This is a genomic window from Acidovorax sp. SUPP1855, assembly GCF_030158955.1.
Taxonomy (GTDB): Bacteria; Pseudomonadota; Gammaproteobacteria; order Burkholderiales; family Burkholderiaceae_C; genus Paracidovorax.
Genome location: NZ_BQXI01000028.1, coordinates 1 through 22,701, shown reverse-complemented (window position 1 = coordinate 22,701; position 22,701 = coordinate 1). Strand labels below are relative to the sequence as shown.

17 protein-coding genes and 1 other RNA gene are annotated in these 22,701 nt (G+C 63.9%); 5 read left to right on the top strand and 13 right to left on the bottom strand.

What is annotated here, in order from left to right:
* Positions 1 to 12: 12 nt before the first annotated feature.
* The 12 genes from AVMA1855_RS20455 to gyrA form a co-directional block, all read right to left on the bottom strand.
* Positions 13 to 378, bottom strand: coding sequence for a Na+/H+ antiporter subunit C (locus AVMA1855_RS20455; RefSeq protein ID WP_272568874.1), 366 nt, complete (start codon positions 376 to 378; stop codon positions 13 to 15).
* A complete protein-coding gene (locus AVMA1855_RS20450) occupies positions 378 to 3,338 on the bottom strand; it encodes a monovalent cation/H+ antiporter subunit A (protein ID WP_284427119.1) in 2,961 nt (986 codons plus the stop codon). The genes AVMA1855_RS20455 and AVMA1855_RS20450 overlap by 1 nt, the downstream gene beginning before the upstream one ends.
* Before the next feature lie 99 nt (positions 3,339 to 3,437).
* On the bottom strand, positions 3,438 to 3,770 hold the full coding sequence (locus AVMA1855_RS20445) for a ComEA family DNA-binding protein (RefSeq protein WP_284427118.1): 333 nt from the start codon (positions 3,768 to 3,770) through the stop codon (positions 3,438 to 3,440).
* Positions 3,767 to 4,924, bottom strand: a complete 1,158-nt coding sequence (gene lapB, locus AVMA1855_RS20440; RefSeq protein ID WP_284401038.1) for a lipopolysaccharide assembly protein LapB — start codon at positions 4,922 to 4,924, stop codon at positions 3,767 to 3,769. Before lapB ends, AVMA1855_RS20445 begins: the two co-directional genes overlap by 4 nt.
* Positions 4,914 to 5,234, bottom strand: a complete 321-nt coding sequence (locus tag AVMA1855_RS20435; RefSeq protein WP_272568882.1) for a LapA family protein — start codon at positions 5,232 to 5,234, stop codon at positions 4,914 to 4,916. The genes lapB and AVMA1855_RS20435 overlap by 11 nt, the downstream gene beginning before the upstream one ends.
* A gap of 114 nt (positions 5,235 to 5,348) precedes the next feature.
* A complete protein-coding gene (locus tag AVMA1855_RS20430; protein ID WP_284415059.1) occupies positions 5,349 to 5,678 on the bottom strand; it encodes an integration host factor subunit beta in 330 nt (109 codons plus the stop codon).
* Positions 5,679 to 5,781: 103 nt separating this feature from the next.
* Entirely contained in the window at positions 5,782 to 7,467 is a 1,686-nt protein-coding gene (rpsA, locus tag AVMA1855_RS20425; protein ID WP_092739611.1) for a 30S ribosomal protein S1, read from the bottom strand.
* Between the two features lie 183 nt (positions 7,468 to 7,650).
* Positions 7,651 to 9,669 carry a bifunctional 3-phosphoshikimate 1-carboxyvinyltransferase/cytidylate kinase gene (locus AVMA1855_RS20420; protein ID WP_284427117.1) on the bottom strand — a complete coding sequence of 673 codons (2,019 nt, stop codon included), beginning with the start codon at positions 9,667 to 9,669 and terminating at the stop codon, positions 7,651 to 7,653.
* On the bottom strand, positions 9,669 to 10,556 hold the full coding sequence (locus AVMA1855_RS20415; RefSeq protein ID WP_284401035.1) for a prephenate dehydrogenase: 888 nt from the start codon (positions 10,554 to 10,556) through the stop codon (positions 9,669 to 9,671). Before AVMA1855_RS20415 ends, AVMA1855_RS20420 begins: the two co-directional genes overlap by 1 nt.
* Before the next feature lie 11 nt (positions 10,557 to 10,567).
* Positions 10,568 to 11,665: a prephenate dehydratase gene (gene pheA / locus AVMA1855_RS20410; protein ID WP_272547924.1), complete on the bottom strand. Its 1,098-nt coding sequence runs from the start codon at positions 11,663 to 11,665 to the stop codon at positions 10,568 to 10,570.
* A 38-nt stretch (positions 11,666 to 11,703) separates the two neighbouring features.
* Positions 11,704 to 12,813 carry a 3-phosphoserine/phosphohydroxythreonine transaminase gene (gene serC / locus AVMA1855_RS20405; RefSeq protein WP_284427116.1) on the bottom strand — a complete coding sequence of 370 codons (1,110 nt, stop codon included), beginning with the start codon at positions 12,811 to 12,813 and terminating at the stop codon, positions 11,704 to 11,706.
* Between the two features lie 101 nt (positions 12,814 to 12,914).
* On the bottom strand, positions 12,915 to 15,554 hold the full coding sequence (gene gyrA, locus AVMA1855_RS20400) for a DNA gyrase subunit A (RefSeq protein WP_284427115.1): 2,640 nt from the start codon (positions 15,552 to 15,554) through the stop codon (positions 12,915 to 12,917).
* A 224-nt stretch (positions 15,555 to 15,778) separates the two neighbouring features.
* Here gyrA and ompA point away from each other — a divergent pair, with 224 nt between their 5' ends.
* The 5 genes from ompA to AVMA1855_RS20375 all read left to right on the top strand — a co-directional run bounded on the left by ompA (position 15,779) and on the right by AVMA1855_RS20375 (position 20,141).
* The gene (ompA, locus tag AVMA1855_RS20395) at positions 15,779 to 16,444 is read left to right on the top strand and encodes an outer membrane protein OmpA (protein ID WP_284427114.1); all 666 of its coding nucleotides are present in this window, start codon (positions 15,779 to 15,781) and stop codon (positions 16,442 to 16,444) included.
* Between the two features lie 76 nt (positions 16,445 to 16,520).
* A complete protein-coding gene (ubiG, locus tag AVMA1855_RS20390; RefSeq protein ID WP_284401032.1) occupies positions 16,521 to 17,234 on the top strand; it encodes a bifunctional 2-polyprenyl-6-hydroxyphenol methylase/3-demethylubiquinol 3-O-methyltransferase UbiG in 714 nt (237 codons plus the stop codon).
* Positions 17,231 to 17,908 (top strand): phosphoglycolate phosphatase, encoded by a 678-nt coding sequence (gene gph, locus AVMA1855_RS20385; RefSeq protein WP_284427113.1) that lies wholly within the window; start codon positions 17,231 to 17,233, stop codon positions 17,906 to 17,908. Before ubiG ends, gph begins: the two co-directional genes overlap by 4 nt.
* 12 nt (positions 17,909 to 17,920) lie before the next feature.
* Positions 17,921 to 18,297: a transfer-messenger RNA gene (gene ssrA, locus AVMA1855_RS20380) on the top strand.
* 92 nt (positions 18,298 to 18,389) lie between these two features.
* The gene (locus AVMA1855_RS20375; RefSeq protein WP_284427112.1) at positions 18,390 to 20,141 is read left to right on the top strand and encodes a site-specific integrase; all 1,752 of its coding nucleotides are present in this window, start codon (positions 18,390 to 18,392) and stop codon (positions 20,139 to 20,141) included.
* Positions 20,142 to 20,144: 3 nt separating this feature from the next.
* On the opposite strand, the gene AVMA1855_RS20370 is transcribed toward AVMA1855_RS20375, so the two are convergent.
* Positions 20,145 to 21,650 carry a hypothetical protein gene (locus tag AVMA1855_RS20370; protein ID WP_284427111.1) on the bottom strand — a complete coding sequence of 502 codons (1,506 nt, stop codon included), beginning with the start codon at positions 21,648 to 21,650 and terminating at the stop codon, positions 20,145 to 20,147.
* Positions 21,651 to 22,701 lie beyond the last annotated feature (1,051 nt).

Sequence of the window (22,701 nt, the reverse complement as noted above, 5' to 3'; positions counted from 1 at the left end):
CGAGGGCCGGGGTCACGGCATCTCCTGCACGTCGTGCGAGCGCGTGCCGTCCACATGGTCGGTGCCCGACATGCCGCGCGATGCCAGCAGCACCACGAGAAACAGCGCCGTCATGGCGAAGCCGATCACGATGGCAGTCAGCACCAGCGCCTGCGGCATGGGGTCGGCATAGTGCAGCAGGTCCTTCGGAACACCTTCCACCAGCACGGGCTCCTTGTTGATGGCCAGGCCCAGGCGGCCCATGCTGAAGATGAACAGGTTGACCGCATACGACAGCAGGGCCAGGCCCATGATGACCTGGAAGGTCCGCGGGCGCAGCAGCAGCCACACGCCGGAGCCGGTGAGCACGCCGATGGCAATGGCGAGAACGATTTCCATCAGCGGGCTCCTCCTTCGGGGGCGGTGGCGTCGGGGCTGGCCGCCAGTTCGGCCTCACGCTCCTCGGCCAGGCGCGCGTGGTAGCGGTGGCCCCGCACCGATTGGTGGGCGATGGCGGTGAGGATCAGCAGCGTCGAGCCGACGACCAGGGTGAAGACGCCGATGTCGAAAAACAGCGCGCTGGCGATGTGGATCTCGCCGATCACCGGCAGGCGCAGGTGCGCGGTGTGGCTGGTCAGGAACGGATAGCCCAGCGCGATGGCGCCCAGCCCGGTGCCCAGGGCGAACAGCAACCCCGTGCCGATCCAGCGGCGCGGGTACAGCGGCAGATGCGCCTCGACCCAGTGCGTGCCCGAGATGATGTATTGCAGCAGCAGCCCCACCGACAGCACCAGCCCGGCCACGAAGCCGCCGCCCGGCTCGTTGTGGCCGCGCATGAACATGTAGAACGACACCAGGGCCGTGAATGGCAGCAGCAGCCGCACCAGCACGGCGGGCACCATCAGGTAGCCGATGGCGGTGTCGGTCGCATTGCGCGGGTTGAGCAGGTCGGTCTGCAGATCGGCCGGCATGTTGCGCTGCTGCTCGGGCAGGTCCATGGTCTCGCGCGCGGGGCGGAAGCGGCGCAGCAGCGCATACACCGTCAGGGCGACGATGCCCAGCACCACGATCTCGCCGAAGGTGTCGAAGCCGCGGAAGTCCACCAGCATCACGTTGACCACGTTGGTGCCGCCGCCCTCGGTCTGCGCGCGCTCCAGGAAGAAGGTGGAGGTGCTTTCGGGGAACGGCCGGCTCATCATGGTGAAGGCCAGCCAGGCCATGCCGCCGCCGGCGGCCAGCGCCACCGCCATGTCGCGCAGCCGCCGTGCCCGCACGATGCCCGGGTGGGTGGTGTCCACGCCGCGCAGGCGCTCGTCGCGCCGTGGCAGCCAGCGCAGGCCCAGCAGCACGAGCACGGTGGTGACGATCTCCACCACGATCTGCGTGAGCGCCAGGTCGGGCGCCGAGAACCACAAAAAGGTGATGCAGGTGCACAGGCCCGCGCCGCCCATCAGTGTCAACGCCGCCAGCCGGTGGTACTTGGCCTGCCACGCGGCGGCCACCGCGCAGATCGAGCCCAGCGTCCACAGCACCACGAAGGCCGGCGACAGGGGCAGCGTGCCGCGGTCGCCGAGCTGCAGGCCCTGCGTCCACAGCGGCAGGGCCGCGCCGGCCAGCGCCGCCAGCACCAGCCACAGCATTTGCCACTGCAGCCGCGGCGTGGCCATCAGCCGCCGCCCGTTGTGCCCGCACAGCGTGAGCCAGGTGAGGGCGATCTCGAACAGGCGCCGTCCGCTCACGCGGTAGATGAGCGGGGGCGCATCCACCTTGCCGGCGGCGCGCTGGCGGCGCAGCAGAAGGTAGAGCGCGGTGCCGCCGCCCAGGGCGACCAGGCTCATCACGAAGGGGGTATTGAAGCCGTGCCAGATGGCCAGGCTGAACTCGGGCAACGGGCCGCCGACCACCGGCCGTGCCGCCGCGTCCAGATACTGGCCGACCGACCACGCGGGAAAGATGCCGACCACCAGGCAGGCCAGCACCAGCAGTTCCACGGGCACGCGCATCCAGTGCGGCGGCTCGTGCGGCTGGCGCGGCAGGTCTTGCGCGCGCGGGCCCCAGAACACGTCCACGATGAACCGCAGCGAATAGGCCACGCTGAACACGCCGGCCAGCGTGGCGGCGACGGGCAGCACGGTCGCCACCAGCGGCGAGGCGTCGAGGAACACCGTCTCGGCGAAGAACATTTCCTTGGACAGAAAGCCGTTGAGCAGCGGCACGCCCGCCATGGAGGCGCTGGCCACCATCGCCAGGGTGGCCGTCACCGGCATCATGGTGCGCAGTCCGGACAGGCGCCGGATGTCACGCGTGCCGCTTTCATGGTCCACGATGCCCGCCGCCATGAAGAGCGAGGCCTTGAAGGTGGCGTGGTTCATGATGTGGAACACCGCAGCCACCGCCGCCAGTGGGCTGTTCAGCCCCAGCAGCAGCGTGATCAGGCCCAGGTGCGAGATCGTGGAATACGCCAGCAGCCCCTTGAGGTCGTTCTGGAACATGGCCGCATAGCCGCCCACCAGCAGCGTGCACACGCCCGCGCCGCCCACCAGCCAGAACCAGGGCTCGGTGCCGCCCATCACGGGCCACATGCGCGCCAGCAGGAAGACGCCCGCCTTGACCATCGTGGCCGAGTGCAGATAGGCCGATACAGGCGTCGGCGCGGCCATGGCGTTGGGCAGCCAGAAGTGGAAGGGAAACTGCGCGCTCTTGGTCAGCGCACCCAGCAGCACCAGCACCAGGGCCGCCAGGTACCACGGGTGGTTGCGGATCTGCTCGCCGGCGGCCAGCACATGGTCGAGGTCGTAGCTGCCCACGATGTGCCCTATCACCAGCATGCCTGCCAGCATGCACAGTCCGCCCGTGCCCGTCACGGTGAGCGCCATGCGAGCGCCCCGGCGCGCGTCCTGGCGGTGGTACCAGTAGCCGATCAGCAGGAAGGAGAACAGGCTGGTGAGCTCCCAGAAGAAGGCCAGCTGGATGATGTTGCCCGACAGCACCACGCCGGCCATGGCGCCCATGAACGCCAGGAAGAACGAGAAGAAGCGCGGCACCGGATCGGCCGGCGACATGTAGTAGCGCGCATACAGCACCACCAGCGAGCCGATGCCCAGGATCAGCATGCAGAACATCCAGGCGAATCCGTCCATGCGGATCACCAGGTTCAGCCCCAGCGCGGGCAGCCAGGGGATTTCCTGGCGCAGCACCCCGCCCGCGGCGATCTCCGGAAAGTACAGCGCAGCCTGCACCGCACAGAACAGCGCGATCGCACCGGCGAGCGTGGATTCGGTGTTGCGCGCGTTCGACGGCAGCACCGCCGCCAACAGGCTGCCGATGAAGGGGAGGAGGACGAGGAGGATCAGGGGCATGCCCGAACGATTCTACGGGCATGCCTTTCGGACATGCTATGAATACCCTAGCAGAGCCCGGAGATTGGGCGTGCTGCGGGCTCGCAATCCGTTGGGTGTCTAACGCGACGCGCCCGCCATGGGCAGCGATGGAACGGCTGCGGCCCGCGCGCCGTCGAACGCGGCACCGTTCACCGTGAGGCCTTCGCTGGACAGGCGCGCGGCGGAGGCCTTGCCCAGGCCCGGGACGCGGCCGACGAGGTCCGGCCAGTTCTGGAACGGACCTTTCTCGCGCGCCTGGAGAATTTTGGCCGACAGCGCCGGGCCGATGCCTTTGACCCCGTCGAGGTCGGCGACGGACGCCGTGTTGACCTCCACGGCCGCCACGGCCGCCGCGCAGCGAACGGCCGCAGCCGCGGCCACGAGCAGGGCCTTGATCCCCGGAAGCTTCATAGCTCTTCCACGCGCCGGGCGGGGTAGCTGTCCCAGGTCTGGCAGCCGGGGCATTGCCAAAAATGCTGCCGGGCCTCAAAGCCGCAGGCCGCGCAGCGGTAACGGGTGAGCGGCTTGGTCGCCTGATCCAGCGCCTTTTGCACCTGGGGATGGAACTGCTCGTGCTCCAGTGTTTCCTGCGCCAGCCACTTCGCGGCCGCCACCAGCGAGGGCTCCTTGTCCAGATGGCGCACGTACCACTGCGGCCCGGGCCGGGACGCGTCGCCCGAGGCGGCGTCCATCGACACGATGGCCTCCAGCATGTCCAGCGACGGCGCCCGCTCGTAATGGCCCAGCAGCAGCTGGTAGGTTTCCTCGGCGCGCTGGGTGGCTGCGCCCACCTCGACCAGCAACGGGGCGGCCAGGGGCAGGGCGCCGGGCGATTCGCGCGACAGCTCCAGCAGCGTGGAAAACGCCTGTTCCGGCCGGCCGCAGCGGTGGTGCAGGCGGGCCAGTTCGATGCGCGGGCGGGGCGCGTGGGGCGCGGCGGCCACGGCCTCTTCGAACTGCGCCTGCGCGGCTTCCTGGTCGCCTTGCGCGGCCCGTGCGATGGCCTGTTCGCACAGGTAGTGGGCCTGCCGCGTGCTGAAGTCGCCCTGGTGCGATCCGTGCATCTTGCGGGCGATGGCCGCCGCCTGCGGCCAGTCACGCGAGCGTTCGTAGATGGCCAGCAGGGCCAGGCGCGACTGGCTCTCGAACGGAGTGTTCTCCAGCCGCCGCAGGGCATCTTCGGCGCGGTCGAGCAGGCCGGCCTTGAGGAAGTCCAGGGCCAGCGCATGCTGCGCCCGGTCGCGGTCGGTGCGGCTCAGGTCGCCGCGTGACAGCAAGTGCTCGTGCACTCGGACGGCGCGGTTGTACTCGCCACGGCGGCGAAAGAGGTTGCCCAGCGCGAAATGCAGCTCGGACGTGTCTGGATCGTTCTGCACCGCCTCGATGAACGCATCGATCGCCTGGTCCTGCTGCTCGTTGAGCAGAAAGTTCAGGCCCTTGAAATAAGCCTTGGGCGCGCGGCGGTTCTCCTCGCGCAATTGCCGCAGGTCGAAGCGGGAGGCGAACCACCCCAGCACGAACGCCAGCGGCAGGCCCAGCAGCAGCCAGCTGAAATCAAATTCCATGGATGGAGGGCGGTTGTTGTTGCAGGTCCGGCACGGCTGGAGCCGCGACCGGTGCGGGGGCCGGGGCTTCAGCCGGCAACGCGGCCTGTGCGCGCCGGGCGGCGCTGCGGTGCTTCCACCAGCGGGGCACCATGCCCAGCACACCCACGACGACCCCGGCCGCGAAGGCCGTCAGCACGACGAGCACCAGGGGGGCGCTCCAGTGCGTGCCGAAAAAGAAGTGCACGGTGGCGTCTTGCTGGTTGTTCAGTGCAAAAGCGAACAGGGTAAAAAAAATGGCTGCCTTGAGCAGCCACAGGAGGTATTTCATGCGTCTCCCCGGTGGTGTGGGGGCATTCTACGGGCACGCCGTGGCGCGTCTGCCATCTGCGCCGATACCCGTGCCACGGGCTCCTGGCGCTTGACAGCCAAGCGCAGGCAGCTATCAATTTTGATGTTTTTGCGACGGTGCATCGACGATGCCCATTTCGACCGTGCGCTGGTCTACGGCTTCGCGCAGGGCCTTGCCGGGCTTGAAGTGGGGCACGCGCTTTTCCGGGATCGCCACGGCTTCGCCGCTGCGGGGATTGCGGCCCATGCGGGGCGGGCGGCGGTTGACCGAAAAGCTGCCAAAACCCCGGATCTCGATGCGGTGGCCACGCACCAATGCGTCGCCCACGGCGTCCAGAATGGTCTTGACGGCGTATTCGGCATCGCGCTGGGTGAGCTGGCTGAACCGTGCCGCCAGTTCTTCAACGAGGTCTGATCGGGTCATGGAATCCTAGTCTTTGCAACCTGGGAAACAGAACAAAAAGAAGCGGGCGCACGAGGCGCCCGCCATTCACAACCGCCGAAGCGGTCGTTGCCTGACTCTCGGATTACTTGTCCGAGTTGTCCAGCTTGGCGCGCAGCAGGGCGCCCAGGCTGGTCGTGCCGGCGCTTTCGCGGCTCGATTGCTGGCTCAGGTTGGCCATGGCGCCTTGCTCGTCGGCCATGTCCTTTTGCTTGATGGACAGCTGGATGTTGCGGGTCTTGCGGTCCACGTTCACCACCACGGCCGTGACTTCGTCGCCTTCCTTGAGCACATTGCGGGCATCTTCCACGCGGTCGCGGGAGATTTCCGAAGCGCGCAGGTAGCCGATGATGTCTTCGCCGAGGTCGATCTCAGCGCCACGGGCGTCCACGGTCTTGACCTTGCCGGTCACCGTCTGGCCCTTGTCGTTCACCGTCACGAAGGTGGTGAATGGGTCGCCGTCGAGCTGCTTGATGCCCAGCGAGATGCGTTCGCGGTCCACGTCCACGGCCAGCACGATCGCTTCGACTTCCTGGCCCTTCTTGTAGTTGCGAACGGCGGCTTCGCCGGTTTCGTTCCACGACAGGTCGGACAGGTGCACCAGGCCGTCGATGCCGGCAGCCAAGCCCACGAACACGCCGAAGTCGGTGATCGACTTGATCGGGCCCTTGACGCGGTCGCCGCGCTTGGTGTTTTGCGCGAACTCTTGCCATGGGTTGGCCTTGCACTGCTTCATGCCCAGGCTGATGCGGCGCTTGTCTTCGTCGATTTCGAGGACCATGACTTCGACTTCGTCACCCAGCGACACGAGCTTGGAAGGAGCGATGTTCTTGTTGGTCCAGTCCATTTCGGAGACGTGCACCAGGCCTTCGATGCCGGGTTCCAGTTCCACGAATGCGCCGTAGTCGGCAATGTTCGTGACCTTGCCGAACAGGCGGGTGCCCGAAGGATAGCGGCGCGAAACGCCCATCCATGGATCGTCGCCCATTTGCTTGAGGCCCAGGGACACGCGGTTCTTTTCGGTGTCGAACTTGAGGATCTTGGCCGTGATTTCCTGACCGGCCGTGACCACTTCCGAGGGATGGCGAACGCGGCGCCATGCCATGTCGGTGATGTGCAGCAGGCCGTCGATGCCGCCCAGGTCCACGAACGCACCGTATTCGGTGATGTTCTTGACCACGCCCTGGACGATGGAGCCTTCCTTCAGGGTTTCCATCAGCTTGGCGCGCTCTTCGCCCATGGAGGCTTCCACCACCGCGCGGCGCGACAGCACCACGTTGTTGCGCTTGCGGTCGAGCTTGATGACCTTGAATTCCAGGGTCTTGTTTTCGTAAGGCGTCAGGTCCTTGATCGGACGCGTGTCGATCAGCGAACCTGGCAGGAAGGCGCGGATGCCGTTGACCAGCACCGTGAGGCCACCCTTGACCTTGCCGCTGGTCGTGCCGGTGACGAATTCGCCGGATTCCAGGGCCTTTTCCAGCGCCAGCCAGGAGGCCAGGCGCTTGGCGGTGTCACGCGACAGAATGGTGTCGCCGTAACCGTTTTCGATCGAGCCGATGGCCACGGAGACGAAATCGCCCACTTGGACTTCGACTTCGCCCTTATCGTTCTTGAACTCTTCCAGGGGCACGTAGGCTTCGGACTTGAGGCCGGCGTTCACCACGACGAAGTTGTGTTCCACGCGCACGACTTCGGCGGTGATCACTTCGCCCGGACGCATTTCGGTGCGTGTCAAGGACTCTTCGAAAAGGGCGGCAAAAGATTCAGACATGTATTTCCTAAAGCCGCAAACAGGGTTCCGACAGCACCATTGCCATCGTTTTTAGAGCTGCCTGCGGAGGTTTCTTGCGGCAAAACCGCGGTTAGGTTGGAGAGCCGCACGGTCTGGGCACTGGGTGCCTGTGGGGCCGGGCGGGCCTGTCCGGGGCGTGAGCCTCGGGTTGCAACCCCGTGCCTAGGTGGCGAAGGGCTGTCGTTCCTGCCACCAGGCAAGTACTTGCTCGACAGCCGCATCGACCGTGAGCGAGGAGTTGTCCAGAACCAGGGCATCCTGCGCCGGCTTCAAGGGCGCAACGCTGCGGGAACTGTCCCGGGCGTCGCGCGCCTCCAAATCGGCGCGAAGGTCTGCGATGCTAGCCGAAATCCCCTTTGAAATCAACTGTTTATGCCGGCGTTCGGCCCGGCATGCCGCGCTGGCGGTCAAGTAGACCTTCAAGGCGGCGTGGGGAAAGATCACGGTGCCCATGTCGCGCCCGTCCGCCACCAGCCCCGGAAGTCGCCGGAAGCTGTGCTGCAGGGCCACCAGGGCCTCCCGCACGGCGGGCAGTGCGGAAACGCGCGACGCATTCATGCCTGCTTCTTCGGTGCGGATGGTATCGGTCACATCGTCGACGCCGAGCCAGATCCGCCCGCCTTCGAAACGCACGGGCAGCCCGTGTGCGAGCGTGGCGATGCGCGGCTCGTGCGCCGCATCGATCTGCAGGCCCGCCCGTAGGGCAGCCAACGCCGCGATGCGGTACATGGCGCCCGAGTCCAGAAACCGGTAGCCCAGCCGCTGCGCCACGGCGGCGGCCACGGTGCCCTTGCCGGATGCGGTGGGGCCGTCGATGCAGATCACCGGAATGCGTTCCGTGGGGGTGTACGTGACGGAAAACAGCGCCTCGAAATAATCCGGAAACGTCTTGGCCACGCACTTGGGGTCTTGGATGCGAACGGGCAGCGCCGCCGGATTGAAGGCCGCCAGTGAAAAGCACATGGCCACGCGGTGGTCATCGTAGGTGTGGATGCTGGCGGCCCGCCAGCCGGCAGGCGCAGCCGGCTGCGTGACGCGCAGGAAGTCCGCGCCTTCCTCCACCGTGGCGCCGAGTTTGCGCAGCTCGGTCGCCATGGCGGTCAGGCGGTCGGTTTCCTTGACGCGCCAGCTGGCGATGTTGCGCAGCGTGGTCGTGCCTTCGGCATAGAGGGCCATGACGGCCAGCGTCATGGCGGCGTCGGGAATGTGGTTGCAGTCCAGGTCGATGGCCTTCAGCGGCCATGCGCCGCGGCGGATCTTCAGCCAGTTGGGCCCACCCGTGACCTGTGCGCCCATGGCCTGCGCGGCCTCGATGAAGCGGATATCCCCCTGGATGGAGTCTTGCCCCACGCCCAGGATCTGCACGCCGTCGTCCTGCTCGGCAACGCCGGCGATGGCGCCCAGCGCAATGAAATAGCTGGCCGAAGACGCGTCGGCCTCGACGTGGATGCTCCCGGGCGAACGGTATCGGCTGCCGGCCGGGATGGTGAACCGCTGCCACTGGTCATGCTGCACATCGATGCCGAACCGCGCCAGCAACTGCAGCGTGATGTGGATGTAGGGCCGGGAGATCAGCTCGCCCACCACCTCGATCACCACGTCTTGCTGGACTGCGACCAGCGGCAGGGCCATCAGCAGGGCGGTGAGGAACTGGCTAGACACGTCCCCGCGCACGGGAATGGGCCTGGACAGCGATAGCGGCGGCACGCCTTGGGCGTGTGCGATGCGCAGGGGCGGAAACCCTTCGTTGCCCAGGTAGTCGACGCGGCAGCCGAGCTGGCGCAGCGCATCCACCAGGTCACCGATGGGCCGCTCGTGCATGCGCGGCACGCCGGACAACTCGAACTCGCCGCCCAGCAGTGCCAGCGCGGCCGTCAGCGGGCGCATCGCCGTGCCGGCATTGCCCAGGAAGAGGGCGGCCGGGGCGTTGGCGGGTTGTGTGCCCAGCCCCGTGATGCGCACGCTGGCGCCTTGCTCGTCCACCGTGCAACCCAGTTGCCGCAGTGCATCGAGCATGACCCGGGTGTCATCGGATGCCAGCAGGTCGTGGATTTCGGTGGTGCCTTCGCTCAGTGCCGCCAGCAGCAAAACACGGTTGGAAATGCTTTTGGAGCCCGGAAGCTGGATGGCGCCACCCGCCGTGGCCAGGGGCGGGAGGTCGAGAAACTCGGTGCTGAACATCAGGAATTGGGGGTGGGTGTGCGCTGCGCGCCCATGCGCCAGTGCGCGCGGGTTTCGCTGGCCAGGGTGATCAGGTCTTCCAGCGCCTGGGAGTTGCCCTGCTGCATGGTCTGCTCCAGCTGCTGCAACGCCTGCTGGAAGAGCTGCGACTGCGCCAGCAACTCTTCGCGATTGGACAGCAGAATGTCGCGCCACACCTTGGGGTCGCTGGCCGCGATGCGGGTGAAATCGCGAAAGCCCGGTCCTGCCAGGGAGAGAAACAGGTCGCCATGGTCTTGCGCCGTGATGCTGTTCATCATGGCGAAGGCCAGCAGATGCGGCAAGTGGCTCACGGACGCGAAGGCGGCGTCGTGCGACTCGGGCGACATGCTTTGCACCCGGCAACCCAGTGTGCGCCACACTTCTTCGGCCTTTTGCAGATGGGCGGTCAAGGTGCGCTCTGTCGGCGTGAGGATGACCTGGCGCCCGCTGTACAGCTCGGCTTCCGCGTATTCCACGCCGGACACCTCGCGCCCGGTGATCGGGTGGGCCGGAACGAACGAGCCGACCTGGTCGCGGAGGGCGCGGCGTGCGGCCTGTACCACATCGGCCTTGGTCGAGCCTACGTCCATGATCAGCATCTGCGGTGTGACGAGGTGCTTGATGGCTTTGAGCGTGGCCTCGGTCGCGGCCACGGGGACGGCCACGAGCACGATGTCGGCGCCCGCCACGGCGAGCAAGGCGGACGGTGCCTCGACATCGATCACGCCCATCTGGCGGGCGCGGTCGGTGGTGGACGGCGACTTGCTGTATCCGACCACGCGCTTGACGAGGCCGGCCTTCTTCATGGCCAGGGCGAACGACCCTCCCATCAGGCCGCAGCCTATCAACCCCAGCTGTTCAAACATGGCGGGCCCGCTCATGGCGCGACCGGGTAGGTGCCCAGCACCTTGTAGAACGCGCACAGCGCACGCAGTTCTTCGAGGGCCCGAGCCACGTGGGGCAGGGACGGGTGGCCGTCGAGGTCGATGTAGAAGTAGTACTCCCACTGGCCCGTGCGGGCCGGCCGGGATTCGAATCGGGTCATCGACACGCCGTGGGTCTTGAGCGGCACCAGCAGGTCGTGGACCGCGCCGGGACGGTTGGGCACCGAGATGACCAGGCTGGTGCAGTCCTTGCTGGACGGCGGTGGCGTCTGCAGCGTGTGCGGCAGGCAGATGATGGCGAACCGGGTGCGGTTGTAGGCATCGTCCTGAATGGCATGCGCGACCAGGTGCAGGCCGAATTGCGTGGCGGCACGTTCGCTCGCAATGCCCGCCCACGCCGGATTGGTGGCGGCCAGCCGGGCCCCTTCCGCATTGCTGGACACTGGGCGGCGTTCCGCGTGGGGCAGGTGTTTGGAGAGCCATCCCTGGCATTGCGCCAGCGCCTGCGGGTGTGCCAGCACCGCTTCGATGCCTTCGAGCGAATCGGACTGCCGCATCAGGTTGTGGCGCACCAGCAGGCTCACTTCGCCGACCACGTGGCAAGGCGTGTGCAGGAACAGATCGAGCGACCGGGTCACCACGCCCTCGACCGAGTTTTCCACGCCGACCACGCCGTATTGCGCGCTGCCTGCCGCCGTGGCGTGGAACACTTCGTCGAAATTGGCGCAATACATGAGGTCGGCCGCGCCCCCGAAGAACTCCACGGCCGCCTGCTCGCAGAAGGTGCCGGCCGGGCCGAGCACGGCCACCCGCTGCGGGGACTCGAGTGCCAGGCAGGCGGACATGATCTCGCGCCAGATGGCTGCGACATGCGGCCCCTTCAATGGGCCGGGATTGGCGGTCTGGATCTTCTCGATGACCTGGGCCACCCGGTCGGGACGGAAGAAGGGCGTGCCTTCGCGCTTCTTGATCTCGCCCACCCGTTCAGCGACCAGGGCGCGCTGGTTCAGCAGTGTGAGCAGCTGCTGGTCGATGTTGTCGATTTGGACGCGCAGGCTGGCGAGGTCCGGAGAGGCTTGCGGGATGGTCATGAAAGGTGTGGGGGCGTTTTCTCTGGACTGTCAGGGCTTCAGGCGTGTTTGCGCTCAAATTCTCGCATGTAGGCCACCAGGGCCTCGACGCCCGACAGGGGCATGGCGTTGTACAGGCTGGCGCGCATGCCGCCCACCGATTTGTGCCCCTTGAGCTGCAGCAGGCCGCGTTCCTTGGCGCCTGCCAGGAAGGCATCGTTGCGCGATTCGTCGCGCAGGAAGAACGGAATGTTCATGCGGGACCGGGCGTTCTCCGACACCTTGTTCACATAGAACTGCGACTGGTCGATAGTGTCGTACAGCAGCCGGGCCTTTGCGATGTTCCGATGCTCCAGCGCCGCGATCCCGCTCAGTTCGCCCTCGCGCTGGCGCTTGAGCCACTGGAAGGTCAGGCCGGCCACGTAGATGCCCCAGGTGGGCGGGGTGTTGAACATGGACTGGTTGTCCGCCACGATCTTGTAGTCGAAGGCGCTGGGGCAGGCGGGCAGGGCGTGCCCCAGCAGATCCTCCCGCACCACCACCAGCGTGAGGCCGGCAGGGCCCAGGTTCTTCTGCGCTCCACCGAACGCCAGGCCCACGCGCGACCAGTCGACGGCGCGCGATGCCACATGGGAAGAAAAATCGATGACCAGAGGCGCATCGCTGCCCAGCGCCTTCAGGTCGGGCAGTTCGTGGAATTCAATGCCGTGGATGGTCTCGTTGCTGCACAGGTGCAGGTAGCTCGCGCCGCGGCTCAGCTCCCAGCTGGCTGGCTCGGGCAGCGTGGTGAAGTGGCTGGTCTCGCCCGACGCGGCCACGTGCACTTCCGCTGCATATTTGCGGGCCTCCTTCACCGACTTCTGGCTCCAGCTGCCGGTGACGACCATGTCCACCGTCGCCGCGCGCGAAAGGTTCAGCGGCACGATGGCGTTCTCAGCCAGACCGCCACCCTGCATGAAAAGGATCTTGAACTGCGAAGGCACCGCCAGCAGCTCACGCAGGTCGGCTTCGGCCTGTTCGTAGATCGACACGAATTCCTTGCCGCGGTGGCTCATCTCCATGACGCCCATGCCGCTTCCGTGCCAGTCCAGCATTTCGGCAGCCGCTTGCTGCAGGACTTCGGCGGGAATGGCGGCCGGGCCGGCGGAGAAGTTGTACGGGCGATTCATGGTTTCAAGTGAAATAGGGCCTCAGCGCATATTTATCTAAGGCTGATTGCTATGGTTGTGATAGCAAAGCGTCCTTCGGAGCGCTTCGCATGGGGCATGGATCAGGCGTCTGCGGGCGGCGTGCCACCTTCTTCATCGGCGTCGATGTCCGGCACATTGGCATCGTTTTCCACGATGCGTTGCAGGCCGCTCAACTGCGAGCCTTCGTCCAGCGCGATCAGCGTCACGCCTTGGGTGGCTCGGCCCAGTTCGCGGATCTCCGACACGCGGGTGCGAACCAGCACACCCTTGTCGGTGATCAGCATGATCTCGTCATCGGCGTGGACCAGCGTGGCCGCCACGACCTTGCCGTTGCGCTCGCTCTGCTGGATCGCGATCATTCCCTTGGTGCCCCGGCCATGGCGCGTGTATTCGACGATGCTGGTGCGCTTGCCGTAGCCGTTCGCAGTGGCGGTGAGCACGCTCTGGGTCTCGTCTTCGGCCACCAGCATGGCGATCACGCTCTGCCCGTCTTCCAGCATCATGCCGCGCACGCCGCGTGCCTGGCGGCCCAGGGGGCGCACGTCGTTTTCGTCGAAACGCACCGCCTTGCCGCCATCGCTGAACAGCATGACATCGTGCGCACCGTCGGTGAGCGCCGCGCCGATCAGGTAGTCGCCATCATCCAGGTTGACGGCGATGATGCCGCCCTTGCGGGGGTTGCTGAATTCATCGAGCGCCGTCTTCTTAACGGTGCCCATGCTCGTGGCCATGAACACGTAGCGATCAGCCGGGAACGTCCGCATGTCGCCGGTCAGCGGCAGAACCACATTGATCTTTTCGCCTTCTTGCAACGGGAACATGTTGACGATCGGGCGGCCGCGCGAGCCGCGGGAGCCGGCCGGCACTTCCCAGACCTTGAGCCAGTAGAGGCGACCGCGGTTGGAAAAGCACAGGATGTAGTCGTGCGTGTTGGCGATGAAGAGCTGGTCGATCCAGTCGTCTTCCTTCGTGGCCGTCGCCTGCTTGCCCCGCCCGCCGCGTTTTTGCGCCCGGTATTCGGACAGCGGCTGGCTCTTGATGTAGCCCGTGTGGCTGAGCGTGACCACCATGTCGGTGGGCGTGATCAGGTCTTCGGTAGACAAGTCTTGCGCGCTGTATTCGACCACGCTGCGCCGCGCCCCGAGCTTGTGCTGGCCGAACTCCTGCTTGATGGACGTCAGCTCTTCGCCAATGATGACGGAGACGCGTTCTGGATTGGACAGGATGTCCAGCAGGTCTTCGATCACGGCCATCACGTCCCGGTATTCGGAAACGATCTTGTCCTGCTCCAGGCCGGTCAGGCGCTGCAGACGCATCTGCAGGATTTCCTGCGCCTGGGTGTCGGACAGCCGGTACAGGCCATCCTGGCCCATTCCGTATTCACGCTCCAGCCCTTCAGGGCGGTAGTCGTCCGCATTCACGGTGCCGCCGTCGGCCCGGGTGCGCGTGAGCATTTCGCGCACCAGTTTGCTGTCCCACGAGCGGGTCATCAGTTCCGCCTTGGCCACGGGGGGCGTCGGCGACTCGCGAATGATCCGGATGAAGTCGTCGATGTTGGCCAGCGCCACCGCCAGGCCTTCCAGCACATGGCCGCGTTCGCGTGCCTTGCGCAGTTCGAAGACCGTGCGGCGCGTCACCACTTCGCGGCGGTGCTGCAGGAAGACGCTGACCAGTTCCTTCAGATTGCAAAGGCGCGGCTGCCCGTTCACCAGGGCCACCATGTTCATGCCGAACGTGTCCTGCAGCTGCGTTTGCTTGTACAGGTTGTTCAGCACCACCTCGGGCACTTCGCCGCGCTTGAGTTCGACCACCAGGCGCATGCCCGACTTGTCGGACTCGTCCTGGATGTGGCTGATGCCTTCGATCTTCTTCTCGTGCACCAGCTCGGCCATCCGCTCCTGCAGCGTCTTTTTGTTGACCTGGTAGGGCAGCTCGTCCACGATGATGGCCTGGCGCTGGCCGCGGTCGATGTCCTCGAAGTGGCAGCGCGCGCGCATGACCACCTTGCCGCGGCCCGTGCGGTAGCCGTCCTTCACTCCGTTGATGCCGTAGATGATGCCGGCCGTGGGGAAATCGGGCGCCGGAATGATCTCCATCAGATCGTCGATGGATGCATCGGGGTGGTGCAGTAGGTGCAGGCAACCGTCCACCACTTCATTGAGGTTGTGCGGGGGGATGTTGGTGGCCATGCCCACGGCGATACCGCCGGAGCCGTTGACCAGCAGATTGGGCAGCTTGCTGGGAAGAACCAGCGGCTCTCTCTCGCTGCCGTCGTAATTGGGGCCGAAGTCGACGGTTTCCTTGTCGATGTCCGCCAGCATTTCATGGGCGATCTTCGCCAGGCGGATTTCGGTGTACCGCATGGCGGCCGCGTTGTCGCCATCAACGGAACCGAAGTTGCCCTGGCCATCGACGAGCAGATGGCGCATGGAGAAGTCTTGCGCCATGCGCACAATCGTGTCGTACACCGATTGATCGCCGTGCGGGTGGTATTTACCGATCACGTCGCCCACGATACGGGCGGACTTCTTGTAGGGCCGGTTCCAATCGTTGTTGAGTTCGTGCATTGCGAACAGCACGCGCCGGTGTACCGGCTTGAGGCCGTCGCGCGCATCGGGCAGCGCGCGACCCACAATTACGCTCATCGCGTAATCGAGATAACTTCGCCGCATTTCCTCTTCAAGGCTGATGGGCAGGGTTTCTTTGGCGAACTGTGTCATGGAGAACTGCGTGGACGGCGGAGGAGGGCCATTCTAGGCGGAACGTCTTGTCGCAAGTGCGCAACACATCAGGGGTAAAGCGCTTTTGTCCTACCGTGCGCGCCCCGTCTGCAACCACTTTGCGTTGTTACGTATGGCACAATCATTTCAACGTTTTTAGTGATGGTCACTGATGACGTCCATATTCGCAGCGCGGCTGCGGCTTTTTCCCCAAGAGGAGAACCATGAAGAAACTGAACAAAGTGGCGATGTTGTTGGCCTCTGCTGTGCTTGCTACCTCGGCTGGCGCTCAAGTCAAAGCAGCCGACGGCGGCAAGATTGTTGACAACTGGCAGAACGGTACCGGCGAACTGGTGTGGAAGAACGGCACGAACGAACTGTGCTGGCGCGATGCCAACTGGACCCCTGCTACCGCTGCTGTCGGTTGTGATGGTGCTCTGGTTGCTCAGGCTCCTGCTTCTACCCCTGCCGCTGCTGCTCCTGCACCTGCTGCAACGCCCGCTCCTGCAGCGCCTCCTGCTCCCGCAGTGGCCAGCAAGGTGACGTACGCTGCCGATGCGTTCTTCGACTTTGACAAGTCCGTGCTCAAGCCAGAAGGCAAGGCCAAGCTGGATGACCTGGTCTCCAAGGTCAAGAGCGTGAACCTGGAAGTCATTATCGCCGTGGGTCACACCGACTCCGTCGGTACCGATGCCTACAACCAGAAGCTGTCGGTTCGCCGCGCTGAAGCTGTGAAGGCTTATCTGGTGTCCAAGGGCATCGAAAAGAACCGCGTTTACACTGAAGGCAAGGGCGAGAAGCAACCTGTCGCCGACAACAAGACCAAGGAAGGCCGTGCGAAGAACCGTCGCGTGGAAATCGAAGTGGTCGGTACCCGCGCTTCTAACTGATTTCCGAATCAGTCACGAAAAAGCCCCGGAAACGGGGCTTTTTTTATGGGCCATCTCTTTTGGAGCACCTACCCACATGAGCGATCACATTAATGCCGATCCAGCAGAGCTGGCCAAATTTTCCGCACTCGCCCACCGCTGGTGGGATCCGGAAAGTGAATTTCGCCCATTGCATCAGATTAATCCGTTGCGCCTGGAATGGATCAATGGCATATCGCGTTTGGAAGGGCAGCAGGTGCTGGATGTGGGATGTGGTGGCGGCATCCTCTCGGATTCGATGGCCAGAAAAGGCGCACAGGTAACGGGCATCGATCTGGCCAGCAAATCATTGCGCATCGCGCAACTGCATGCCTTGGAAACCGGGACACCCCATGTGCAATACCGCGAAATCAGCGTGGAGGACTTGGCTGCGGAAGTGCCTGGCACGTTCGATACCGTCACATGCATGGAAATGCTGGAACACGTGCCTGACCCCGCCTCGGTGATTCAAGCGTGTGCGCGTCTGGTCAAGCCCGGCGGCTGGGTCTTTTTCTCCACCATCAATCGCAATGCCAAGGCGTTCATGCTGGCAGTCGTCGGCGCCGAATACATTTTGGGCATGCTGCCCAAAGGCACGCACGAGTATGCGAAATTCATCAAGCCCAGCGAATTGGCGTCCGCCAGTCGGCTGGCGGGCCTCGATATCGTTCACAGCCGGGGACTGGAGTACAACCCGCTGACCAAACGCTATTGGCTGAGTGCCGACACTTCGGTCAACTACATGCTCGCTGCACGCCGCGCCGCCGTATGAGTTCACCTGTCTTTACCCATGTTCGTGCCATCTTGTTCGACCTCGACGGCACATTGATCGATAGTGCTCCTGACCTGGGTGCTGCCGCCGACAAATTGCGAACGGACCGTGGCTTGCCTTCTCTGCCTGCCGAGCGGTATCGGCCCATGGCAGGGGCCGGAGCCAGGGGCATGTTGTCCGTGGCATTCGATATGGACACGGCCCATCCCGACTTTCCGGCGTTCCGGGAAGAGTTCTTCGTCAACTACGAGGCCTGCATTCAGCAGCGCACGAAAGTGTTCGATGGCGTGGAAGCATTGATCGCCGAGTTGACCCGGCGTGGCATGCCCTGGGGCATCGTCACCAACAAGGCGGCACGATTCACTGACGTCTTGGTGGCGGCCACGCCGCTGTTCAGCAGCGCTGGAGCGGTGATCAGTGGCGACACCACCGCGCACAGCAAACCACATCCTGAGCCCCTGCTCGAAGCCGCCAGGCGCCTGGACATCGAGCCAGCGCATTGCGTTTACGTCGGCGACGATGAGCGCGACATCGTCGCGGGCCTTGCGGCTGGCATGCACACCGTGGCCGCTTTATACGGCTACCTCGGTACGCAGACCGCGGTGCACGAGTGGGGCGCACAGGCCGCAATTAAATCTCCGCTCGAGGTCTTGCAATTGATCTCTGCGCCTTAAAATACGAGGCTTGGGGCTGCCCTGGTTTCGACGTGGGTTCGGAATCGGTGTGGTGCATGTCGAGCTTGAGTGGCGCTCGTAAATCTGCATTCAAAAAACTAACTGCAAACGACGAACGTTTCGCACTCGCCGCTTAAACCGGTGAGCCTTGCAACAGCATGCTAGCGGGCTGGGCAAGGGGGTCGTAAGACCTCCCGGCTGCAAGGTTATTCACGCTGGCTGGTTCCGTGCCGGGTACCTTGGCATGGAGCGAGATCCAAGGGTACTGGTGACCCACGTAGCGTGCGACTGCGCGACGTGGGCCATGAGAATCAAAACAGACCGCTAAACATGTAGATCTGCCCGAAGAAGGCTTGCGGACGCGGGTTCAATTCCCGCCAGCTCCACCATATTTCTAAGTTGTTGTTTTCAAAGGAATTTTTAGGGCTCTGTTACAAGGACACTGCGGGGAGACGCCAAGGGGCACACCCGGAGCCCTTCTATGCTGTCCTCGTCGTACCTTCAAAAGTCCCGAAATGGCGTCTACTTCGCCCGGTTTGTCATCCCCGCGCCGCAGAGGGTTGCAAACGATAGCCGGGACTTCAAGCTGTCCACGGGCACGAAAGACCCGCGCCATGCGAAGACCACCGCCCGCCTGCTGCGTGTGCTTTTCGATGGCTTCTTGTTGGAAAATGCAACGGTATCGCGCACCAGCGTGATCGCATACCTTCAAGCGCGCATGAAAAAACCGACAGAACCGCCCATTCCCTTCGGCGTGAAGATAAAGGGGCAGGGGTTCGACATCGAGTTGACCGACCTTGGCCCCCAAGACGTGGGCAACATGGATGCGCTCATCGAGAGCGCCACACGCGGGGCTACCCGTGGCATCCCTTCAACCGTGGCTATTTGGGACAAACCCGACCCCAGCCCGGCAACCCACGCCCCTGCCATCAACGAGCCCGGACGCCTCTCCCCAGTAGCGGCAAAGACCGTGGGCCGACTGGTCAAGGAATACGTCAAGTACGAAGAGGAGCGGGCCACCGCGAAGGAAGTCGGGGCCAAGAAAGTCCCTCAAATCCAGACCCGCCTGAAACCGTTCATCGACCGTTTCAGCGCACGGCACGTTGGCACCCTCACGCCGTTGGACTTGGAGCAGTACCGCAAGGACTTGGCCTACTACCCCAAGAACCTGGACAAGCTGCCGGGGGCCGCTGGGCTACCGCTCGATACCCTCATCAAGCGGGTACGCGCCAAGACGCTGTATCGCGTCGATGGGCAACTTGCCGAGACAATCACCCAAAGCACTCTGGATGGCTACTTGAACGTTGCCGCCAACTTCCTCGACTTCTGCAAACGGCAGTACGCGGTCAACCCAACGCTGTTGGAAGGCTTCAAAGTGAAAACTATCCAGGCCCGCAAAGGTGTCAACCGCCGAGCGTTCACGCAAAAAGAGCTGCAAAAAATCTTCGGCTCAGACTACTACCGCGACGGGGCGTACAACCGCAGCTATCAGTATTGGGTCATTCACTTGGCCGCGTTCACGGGTGCCCGTGTCAACGAACTGTCCCAACTGTCCACCGACGACGTGAGGCAGGACGACGAGGGACTCTGGTACCTCAATATCACCGCCGCAGAAGACGATGGCCAGAGCCTCAAAACGGAAGAAAGTCGCCGTCTCATCCCGGTTCACCAGAAGCTGATTGACCTGGGTTTCATCACCTACGTTCAGGCAAAGAAGGCGGAGGCCAAGGACGGTCCGGCGAATCTGTTCGCCCTCAACAGGGCGAAAGCTGATGGCTATGGCAAAGCGGCGAGTCAGTGGTTCAACACAAAGTATCTTCGGGACTACCTGCAGATCGTGGACCCCGATGTGGTGTTTCACTCGTTCCGCCATCGGTTCATCAGTTCGCTGGCCCAAGCCATCCTCGACGCTTCGGGCGTATCAGAGGAAACCGCCATCAAAGAGCGTATCCCAGAGGCCCTGATTCTTCGCCGCCTTGCCGGCCATTCCGTGGCGCACTCGCTCACCTCTGGCCGGGGGCAGTTCGACATTCACACGGACACGTACACGGGAGCTTTCTCCATTCGGAGCATGAAACGGGTCATCGACCGTCTGGACTATCCAGGTGTAGTTTTCCATACGTACATCAGCCCCGACGATGCGAAGCGCCAGCGCATGAAAAAGCCCGCCGACAAGGCGAGCTTGGTCGAAGTATCTTCCGAGGATTTGGGCGCTTTGCTCTCGGAAGATTAGCCGCTACATGCCGAAGTCCAGCCCTGAGCCTTTGGCCTGGGGTTGAGCTTGGGCCTCTCGCTCCCGTTCCCGCTCCGACTCCAAGTAGGCAGCCGCAGCCCTTGATAAATCGCTTTGCCAAGGTGCTTGCGCGCTGTTACCTATGCCTCGATAGACATCGATACTCGCGGCCATCACGCGGAACATCTCCGGGTCGGACTTCATGAAGTCCAGCAGCTCGCGGGCTTCAAGGGTCTTGTCGATGAATTCGAGCATGGCGACCAGTTCGGGCCTGCCCACCAGGGCGCGCACATCCTCGACGGCCCCCAGGCCAGCCAACCTGCCCTCGTAACGCCTGCTTATTGCCACGGCGCGCGCCTTCTCCGCGCGCAGCGCGTCCGCCTCTTGGTCGCGCGCTGCCGTGGCCTGAGCCAGCCGCTCGGCCTGCTTGTCCAGGCTCGCCCGCTCCCGTTTCGCAGACTGCTCCAAACGTCGGGCCGCGTTCTCCGACTGCTCAGCAGCGGCCCGCGCATCACGGGCGCGCGCCCACTCCTCATCCACGGCAGCGCGGTCGCTTTGCGTCCTGTCGCGTAGCTTGTCCAACTCCGCACGCTCAACAGCCAGGGCACCCGCTTCGCGCTCCACCTCCCGGCGTTGCTCTGCTGCCTTCTTGGCTTCGATGGCGGCCCCGTTGAGCAAGTCCGCATGGACTTGCGACACCTCTGCATTGAGCGCAACGCGCTCCCTGGCCTCTCGCTGGATGGCCTTGTATGTGGGCCGGTCCATGCGCTTGCGCTTGGGGCCATCGCGCAGCAGGCCGGCCGCGTGGCCTACCTTGGCGTAATAGTCGCTCTGGAAGTCGCGCATTGCATCGTTGAAGACCTGCTTGTTCTCTTTCGACAGCAATGGGAGATGAGCCACAGCGGCATAGCCGTCGTGCAGTTCCTTCGCATTCACGCGGGTGCGATCACATACAAAAAAATGGATATGCGGATGGGCTTCGTCGTTGCCGTGCCGCAGCACGCACCGGAGGTTCTCGCCGTACTTTTCGCGCAGCCACCGCACCGTGGCTTTTTCCCAGCAGTCGTAGCCCGCTGGGTCCGCATCGGAGAGGGCACGGGGATACGACGCGACGCCGGCCAGCAGCACATGGGCATCCTTGCGCACCGCAGGCCCGCCCGTCCGCTGGCTGTATGCCACGCAGTTGCGCTCAATCTCAGCCGGCAGGCCACGCAACACCGCTTCATCGCCCACCAGGAAGGTGGGCGGCTCGGGCTGGGCGACGTGGGCGCAATGGCCGTCATCGCGGAGCGCTTCGGCCAGTACCTCCGCCATCGTGCTCTTGCCCTTTTTGCCCTTCGACCCGTCCGCCTGGGTGAACACATCCATGCCTTTCGGCACGACGGCATCGGACACGGCGGCGGCCGGCTTGGCCTTCGCGCCCTTCTTCGCGCCGCCCTTCGGCTTGCTCGGCTTGGTCTTCTTCGACGCCGACCGGGCGTATGTCTCAATGTGGATAAACTGGTACATGTTGAATCGCTTTCTCGCTGATTCAACCTACCATTATTCGCTGGCTTTGTCGAAATATAGGGACCGACTATATTTCGCAATATCACCCCTTGCGGGGTTCATTACGAAATGCGGCCAGGATTCTCCTGGACTGACCCTGCCGGGGGCCTTGCTTCGCAAGCACAAGCCCTTGGAATAGCCTTGCACGCCGGGTTCTGCCATGCAATGGCACTACCCCAGCCAGTGCCAGTCATCTCGCTTTCTGGCTATGCCGTATAGCGAGCATTCAGAAAACCCTGCTTTTCATGGCGCGGAAATAACGGGCCTGGCTCGCCAGGATTCCGCCCCGCGTATAGCGTCAGTTGTATATTGACGCTGCCGGCTTCCGCTTCGCTCTCATGGGGCCAGCCCCATACCCCGGACGAATTCCATATCGGCGCTTGTATATTTTGAATTGCTTGATTCAGCCATCGACACCCTTCCGGCTCCCCGCGCTTGCGTGGGGGCGGGGAGGGTCGGAAGCGCGCAGCGCTCCGGGGAGGGGGTGGGGGCTAGGGAATAATAGAGATACTCCACCCAACCCATCCAATTGCATTTTTGGCGTCTCACCCATTGCCACGGGTGGTTTTGATATCACACCCCGGCATAACTTGTTTTTTGCCAAAAAATAGGAGTAGTTTAGAAAAAAGAAAACCCGCCGGGTGGCGGGTCAGGTTGAATGAAGGATTGCGCCCTCCAAACAACTGCATGAATAAATACTGCCTATTTGATAGGCAAATGTCAAGCACAAGGGCGCATCTATCAGTCAACGCAACGTTGAATTGAAAGATGCAAATGGCCCCCGAAAATACCAACCCCCAAAAGACCAGGACGTTCAACCGGAACGCCATCCGCATGTCCACCATGTCGCGGCTTTTCGCTGGGCATTACAAGACCACCGGCACGAATGGGAACCTCTCAAAACCCATCCGGTCCCTTGTTGATCGAGAACGCGTGCTCCATCCTTTGCCATGATCACTCCCCGTAGCGCCCTGAAGTTCGACCTGTTCGCTGAGGCCTCGCGCCAACACAA

Excerpts from the sequence above, each read along its gene's own strand:
- AVMA1855_RS20455 (WP_272568874.1), bottom strand. The coding sequence starts at position 378 with ATGGAAATCGTTCTCGCCATTGCCATCGGCGTGCTCACCGGCTCCGGC.
- AVMA1855_RS20450 (WP_284427119.1), bottom strand. The coding sequence starts at position 3,338 with ATGCCCCTGATCCTCCTCGTCCTCCTCCCCTTCATCGGCAGCCTGTTG.
- AVMA1855_RS20445 (WP_284427118.1), bottom strand. The coding sequence starts at position 3,770 with ATGAAGCTTCCGGGGATCAAGGCCCTGCTCGTGGCCGCGGCTGCGGCC.
- lapB (WP_284401038.1), bottom strand. The coding sequence starts at position 4,924 with ATGGAATTTGATTTCAGCTGGCTGCTGCTGGGCCTGCCGCTGGCGTTC.
- AVMA1855_RS20435 (WP_272568882.1), bottom strand. The coding sequence starts at position 5,234 with ATGAAATACCTCCTGTGGCTGCTCAAGGCAGCCATTTTTTTTACCCTG.
- AVMA1855_RS20430 (WP_284415059.1), bottom strand. The coding sequence starts at position 5,678 with ATGACCCGATCAGACCTCGTTGAAGAACTGGCGGCACGGTTCAGCCAG.
- rpsA (WP_092739611.1), bottom strand. The coding sequence starts at position 7,467 with ATGTCTGAATCTTTTGCCGCCCTTTTCGAAGAGTCCTTGACACGCACC.
- AVMA1855_RS20420 (WP_284427117.1), bottom strand. The coding sequence starts at position 9,669 with ATGTTCAGCACCGAGTTTCTCGACCTCCCGCCCCTGGCCACGGCGGGT.
- AVMA1855_RS20415 (WP_284401035.1), bottom strand. The coding sequence starts at position 10,556 with ATGTTTGAACAGCTGGGGTTGATAGGCTGCGGCCTGATGGGAGGGTCG.
- pheA (WP_272547924.1), bottom strand. The coding sequence starts at position 11,665 with ATGACCATCCCGCAAGCCTCTCCGGACCTCGCCAGCCTGCGCGTCCAA.
- serC (WP_284427116.1), bottom strand. The coding sequence starts at position 12,813 with ATGAATCGCCCGTACAACTTCTCCGCCGGCCCGGCCGCCATTCCCGCC.
- gyrA (WP_284427115.1), bottom strand. The coding sequence starts at position 15,554 with ATGACACAGTTCGCCAAAGAAACCCTGCCCATCAGCCTTGAAGAGGAA.
- ompA (WP_284427114.1), top strand. The coding sequence starts at position 15,779 with ATGAAGAAACTGAACAAAGTGGCGATGTTGTTGGCCTCTGCTGTGCTT.
- ubiG (WP_284401032.1), top strand. The coding sequence starts at position 16,521 with ATGAGCGATCACATTAATGCCGATCCAGCAGAGCTGGCCAAATTTTCC.
- gph (WP_284427113.1), top strand. The coding sequence starts at position 17,231 with ATGAGTTCACCTGTCTTTACCCATGTTCGTGCCATCTTGTTCGACCTC.
- AVMA1855_RS20375 (WP_284427112.1), top strand. The coding sequence starts at position 18,390 with ATGCTGTCCTCGTCGTACCTTCAAAAGTCCCGAAATGGCGTCTACTTC.
- AVMA1855_RS20370 (WP_284427111.1), bottom strand. The coding sequence starts at position 21,650 with ATGTACCAGTTTATCCACATTGAGACATACGCCCGGTCGGCGTCGAAG.